4 protein-coding genes are annotated in these 5975 nt (G+C 51.6%); 1 reads left to right on the top strand and 3 read right to left on the bottom strand.

The features are described 5' to 3' along the window. Positions 1-61 precede the first annotated feature (61 nt). On the top strand, positions 62-1093 hold the full coding sequence (locus J1785_RS04225) for a glycoside hydrolase family 18 protein (protein WP_129951658.1): 1032 nt from the start codon (positions 62-64) through the stop codon (positions 1091-1093). A gap of 61 nt (positions 1094-1154) precedes the next feature. Here the strand turns inward: J1785_RS04225 and hemB are convergent, their stop codons facing one another. From hemB to J1785_RS04210, 3 genes are all read right to left on the bottom strand, one after another. Further along, positions 1155-2129 carry a porphobilinogen synthase gene (gene hemB / locus J1785_RS04220; protein WP_129990419.1) on the bottom strand — a complete coding sequence of 325 codons (975 nt, stop codon included), beginning with the start codon at positions 2127-2129 and terminating at the stop codon, positions 1155-1157. 243 nt (positions 2130-2372) lie between these two features. Then, the gene (locus J1785_RS04215) at positions 2373-4472 is read right to left on the bottom strand and encodes a peptidase domain-containing ABC transporter (protein WP_129951660.1); all 2100 of its coding nucleotides are present in this window, start codon (positions 4470-4472) and stop codon (positions 2373-2375) included. After that, positions 4459-5745 carry an HlyD family secretion protein gene (locus J1785_RS04210; RefSeq protein WP_129951661.1) on the bottom strand — a complete coding sequence of 429 codons (1287 nt, stop codon included), beginning with the start codon at positions 5743-5745 and terminating at the stop codon, positions 4459-4461. The genes J1785_RS04215 and J1785_RS04210 overlap by 14 nt, the downstream gene beginning before the upstream one ends. Positions 5746-5975: the final 230 nt, after the last annotated feature.

The raw sequence follows: 5975 nt of genomic DNA, 5'->3' as shown, positions 1-5975 counted from the left end.
CCGCAGTAGATAAACCCTGACTGTTAATCCTCAATCCCTATTAATTTATTAAGGAAATATCATGTCAAATTCTTATTTACCTTTTATTGATGTCACTATTAATGCGTTGTGGAGTGACTGGCAACAATATCCGAATGGCAGACCTAATCCCATTTATTACGAACAGGCCCTCAGGTGGAAAATTGACGGGTTAATTTTTGGGTTTCTGACACTGGATACGGAAACCAATACCCCGTGCTGGGCGGCAAGTTCTGCCATGCCTTTAGAGTGGGCACTGCCGCTGGCGGATGAGCTTAACAGCGCCGGGCTTTCTGTCATCATCTCATTTGGCGGGGCCGCCAATTCCGATATCTCCACCCATTTCAGTATCGTGGAACTTGAAGAGATCTACATTGCCACTATAGACATGTACGGAGCTAAAGGGCTGGATTTCGATCTGGAAAACGGGCTGTTTGATGCCGCTAAAATATGTGCGGCTCTGAAAAGAGTTGTCAGCCTCAGGCCTGACGTTGCCATCAGTTTTACCCTGCCGACCCTGCCTACCGGCCTGAATCTGAGCGGTGTGGAGATCCTCAGGCTGGCAAAAAATGCGGGTCTGGAGTTTAGTGTCAATGGTATGGCGATGGATTATGGCGATCCGGATAATGACCCGGCAACACAAACGGATATGGGCAGAGCTGCTGTAGAGGCGGCACTGAGCATCAGTACACAATTGCTGCTTCTTTACCCTGATCTTTCCGAAGCCCGGCGCCTGGCCAAAGTGGCCGTTACGCCAATGATTGGTCTCAACGATGATGCCAGCATGTTCAAACTGGACGATGTCAATACCCTTACACGGTTTGCTAAGCTTAACCCGTTGAGTTTTATCGGTATATGGTCATTTAACCGTGATCATCCATCCGGTTATACTTATGTTGATCTCGAAACCAGCAGTAATCCTGAACAGAGAGTGGCAGGCGAATATTCACAGCTGTTTGTGTTGGGTTTAACACCGGCCACCACCGCGCCGGGGACAACCCTTCACAGTGGCCGGGTCTGGTTCGAGTCCCACCCGGCAACCAAAAACCGCAGATTCGTATGCCCTTCCCGTTAAGCTTTTGTAATGCAAAAAACCGGGCGGAAGCCCGGTTTTTCGTTTGAAGCATAAAAAGAAATTACAGCCCGTTTTCAGCAATATCCATGGCAAAATAGGTCAGGATAATATCTGCGCCTGCACGTTTGATCGCACCAAGACTTTCGCGCACCACGGCACGCTCATCGATAGCACCGGCTTGTGCGGCGAACTTGATCATCGCGTATTCACCGCTGACCTGATACGCCGCCAGTGGCAGACGGGAGGCTTCACGGATATCACGGATCACATCCAGATACGCGCCAGCCGGTTTCACCATCAGCGCATCTGCACCTTCCTGCTCATCCAGCAACGATTCACGCACGGCTTCGCGGCGGTTCATCGGGTTCATCTGATATTGCTTGCGGTTGCCTTTGAGCACGCTGCCGCCCGCTTCACGGAAAGGTCCGTACAGCGAAGACGCGAACTTGGTGGAATAGGCCATGATCGAGGTATCGATAAATCCGGCTTCATCAAGCGCACTGCGGATGGCCTGCACCTGACCGTCCTGAGCGGCGGATGGCGCGATGAAATCTGCCCCGGCGGCGGCGGCTACCACAGCCTGCCTGCCAAGGTTGATCAGGGTTGCGTCGTTATCCACACCGTGGTCATGCAGCACACCGCAATGGCCATGTGAAGTGTATTCGCAGAAACAGGTGTCGGACATGACGATCATTTCAGGCACGGTGTCTTTGCAGATACGCGCCATACGCGCGACCAGACCGTTTTCATTCCAGGTATCACTGCCGGTAGCATCCATGTGATGCGAAATACCAAACGTCATCACCGAGCGGATACCGGCACGGGCGTAGCGTTCGATTTCAAACGCCAGACGGGATTCAGGGATGCGCAGTACGCCGGGCATGGCTTCGATGGGTACGTATTCAGAGGTTTCTTCTTCTACGAAAATCGGCAGTACCAGATCATTGACGCTAAATTCGGTTTCCTGAAAAAGCGTGCGCAGGGATTCGGACTGTCTCAGGCGACGAAGGCGTGAGCTCGGGAACTGATTCGACATGAAAACTCCTAAAAATTAATCTGTTGCACTGATATTTTTGAGAAACAGGAGCGCAGACAGTTCAGACGGCAGGAGGCAATGCAGCGCCGTCAGACGATGGAGCCAGTATTTTATAATAACTTTTAAACAAATGATGAACTTTCCGTGAGCAGATGTAACACCGGCCACAATTTTACCTCAACAATCGGCCGGTTCACTGAATCCTCCCGTTCGCATCAGGGCGGCCCGGAGGATGACGGATTCCTACCCCAGTTTTATCTCGCGATCGGCTGACGCAATGGTAGAAGGCCGGTGCGCGATAAATATCCGCGTAATATCCAGTTCACTGATCGCCTGATTAATCCGCAGTTCGTTATCCAGATCCAGATGGCTGGTCGCCTCGTCGAGAAACAATATCGCCGGACGACGGTACAGTGCACGGGCAATCAGCAAACGCTGTTTCTGCCCGCCGGACAGGCTGCCACCCAGTTCACTGATCAGCGTTTCATAGCCCATCGGCATCCGTTCGATATCGTCGTGAATATTACAACGGCGTGCACAATCGACAATACGCGCCTCATCTTTCTGTTCGTCGAAGCTGGCAATATTCTCGGCGATAGATCCGGCGAACAACGTATCATCTTGTAATACACAGGCGATGCAGCTGCGGTAATTGTTCAGCCCGGCGGTGGTGATATCCATGCCGTTGATCAGGATCCGCCCTTCGGTCGGCGTGAGCAAACCGGTCATAATTTTCATCAGTGTGGTTTTACCCTGCCCCGACGGCCCGGTAATGGCCACGCTTTCACCGGCCGCGACTGACAGGTTCAGTCCGTTGATCAGCGGCGCGGAAAGGCTGTCGTACTGGAAAACCAGATCCCGCACCTCCAGCGAAGCTGCCTCGCCCGCGCGCAACAATTCGCGCTCCGGCAGCGACTTTTCGGTGTCGGTCAGCGCAATATCGGCGATACGGTCGCGGTGCAGGGAAAGCATCCGCAACTGTAATACCATGTTCAGCAGATTGGCCGCACGTTCGGAAAACTGACCGCGATACGTATTGAACGCAACAAACATCCCGAGCGTCATATGGCCGTCGATGACCTGCGTCGCCCCAAGCCACAGCAACGCGACCTGATCGAGGGTGGCGATCAGCGTGTTGCCGCCGGTAAACATCATTTCAAACTTGGTTTTGCGCACCGTCGCATTGGCGTTATCAATGTTCAGATTCAGCCAGAAATTGGCGCGGGATTTCGATAAACCGAGCGCTTTCAGCGTGCTGATGCCGTACAGGGTTTCCATAAAGTGCGAACCGGCACGCGCACCTTTTACAATCTGCTCTTCTGAAACCTGCCGGTATGCGTTGTAGGTTGCCAGGCGGAAAACCACATAAATCGCGGTAAAACCCAGGATCACCCAGATCAGCCAGCCACCGTACAGCACCATCATGACAATTAATCCGACCGACATAATGCCGTCAATAATACTGTTCACCACATTGGTGGTCAGCGTGGTACGCAACGTGTCGAGCGAAGTAAAACGCGACTGAATGTCACCGAGTTTGCGTTTTTCGAAATAATCGAGTGGCAGTTTCATCAGATGGTCAAACAGCCGGGCTTTCCATTGCACATCAATCAGCGTACTCATCACCAGCGATGTCCAGGCACGTAACATACTGACGCCGGTGCGGAAAATGATGAAAAACAGTAAGCCGAGGCAAATCAGTGTCAGTAAATCCGGGTCTTTGGCCGGGATCACATGGTCCATTACCAGTTGCATCCCGACCGGCAGCAACAGATTGACCGATTCGATCATCAGCGAGAGGCAGAAGATTTTGGTCAGCGCCGGAATAAGCCCGCTGACGTTGCCCATCATTTTGCGCAAATCCAGTCTGACGCGTGGTTTCTCCGAGGTAAAACCGTTGTCCGGCCACAGTTCCAGCGCCACGCCGGTAAAATGTTCAGACACTTCACGCATGCCAAGCGAACGACGGCCAAAGGCCGGATCGTGAATAATCACTTTGCCCTGTTTCACACCAACAAGTACCACGAAGTGATTGAGATCCCAGTGCAAAATACACGGCGTTTTCAGCGCATTCAGCTCATCGATATCCAGCTTTAGTGCGCGGGACTTCATCTCATTGGCCGTGGCGATATCCATCAGCGTACGCAGCGTCGCGCCGCGTGAAGAAATGCCGTAACGCTGTCGCAGACTCTGTAAATCAACGTGTTTGCCGTGATAGCCAAAGACCATCGCCAGACTGGCCAGCCCGCACTCGGCAGCCTCTGTTTGAATAATCTGCGGCACACGGTGACGCCAGCTAAAGTGCAGGCGGTCAGCCAGCTCCCGTACGTTATCGAGATTCATTGATTGGCCCCACCACGCTCTTCTTCATGCTGTAATACGGAGACAGCATCCATTGATACAACGGCCTCTTCTCCAGGAATAATGTCGATTCGGCTTTCATGCCGCTGGATAAATTCAGCGTCTCGCCGTGCCAGTTCATGGCTTTTTTATCCAGTGAAACAATCACTTTGTAATACGGCCCGCTGACCGTGCCGTTAGGCGTTCGTGGCGCGCTGGCGTAGGAATTCAGTTCCTGTTCAGAAACCGGTGCCGAAGAAATCGACTGCACCGTACCCGGGAACTGGCCATATTTCTCAAACGGATAAGCTTCATAGCGAATATTAATGTGCTCGCCCGCTTTCACGTAAGGCACGCTTTCATTGGGCAGCCAGGCAACGAGGAAGAACGGGGAATTACTGGCTGGTACCAGTTGCGCAAGGCTGTCGCCCGCGTTAACCATCTGGCCGGGCGTGACGCTCAGTGAGGAGATTTTGCCGGAGGTCGGCGCGGTGATCAGCAAGGAACCTTTGGCATCGGCCTGTGCCAGTTGTCGCTCAAGGTCATTGCGCTGGTAGCCGTATTGCGAAATCTGGTTATCGAACTCCGCTGCCCGCGTGACCAGCTCACTGCGCAGATTGGTAATCTGCAACGCTTCCTGAATCGCCTGGGTATTCAGGCTCTGAAACGATGTCTGTTGCTGATAAAACAGGTAGCGCTGATTATTCAGCTGATCAGTATTGATCAGGCCCTTCTTCTGATATGCCCCGTAGTTCTGCATACTTTTTTTCATGGCATCCAGCCCTTCCTGAGCCGAATCCACCATGCTTTGTGAGACTTCATGTGCTTTCTGATACTGATCGAGTTGCTGTTGCAAATTTTGCAGCGTTTCCTGCTTATTGTGTTCCAGCTGAGCGATAATGGAATCTATCTGTTCGCGCTGCTTTTTAATCGCGGCAAGTGTGGTGGTGCTGACATTCCCCGCCTGTGTCACGCGGCTGACATCGATTTCATAGAGTGGCTGGCCCTTTTTTACGGGTTTACCGGTGTCGACATATAATTTTGTCACCACGCCCTGCTCAGGACTGAATAAATTAATGCTGTGCGGCTGAGTGATGATTTCACCGCTGACGTTAATGCGGCGTGTATAATTTGCAAAGATAAGGAACATCAGTAAAGCAAACAGGAAAAGGGCGGTAAGTGTCGTCACAATCCATAAAGGCCACCCTGCGAGTAATAAAGCCTTGCCCGCCCAGTGGCTTTGCTGATGTTCATTCACCTCTTTACGAAAGAGCATATTTACGTGTTCCAGAATAACCAGCTGTAAAAACAGAATCTTTGAAAGATAGCAGCCTGTCATCACGCTGCCACCGCGATTACTCTGAAACACACGACAAATTTATTTCCGCACCGCAACAATGATGTAGAAATATTAATTTTCAAGCATTCTCTGAAATAACCAGTCGGCCATAAATCTGATTAATTTTCGTTCGTTAAATAAATCACTCCGGTTAGATTATATTTAAA

The organism is Rahnella perminowiae (assembly GCF_019049755.1).
Taxonomy (GTDB): domain Bacteria; phylum Pseudomonadota; class Gammaproteobacteria; order Enterobacterales; family Enterobacteriaceae; genus Rahnella; species Rahnella perminowiae.
The sequence above is the reverse complement of the archived record's forward strand: the minus strand, read 5'-3'. Positions and strand labels throughout refer to the sequence as shown.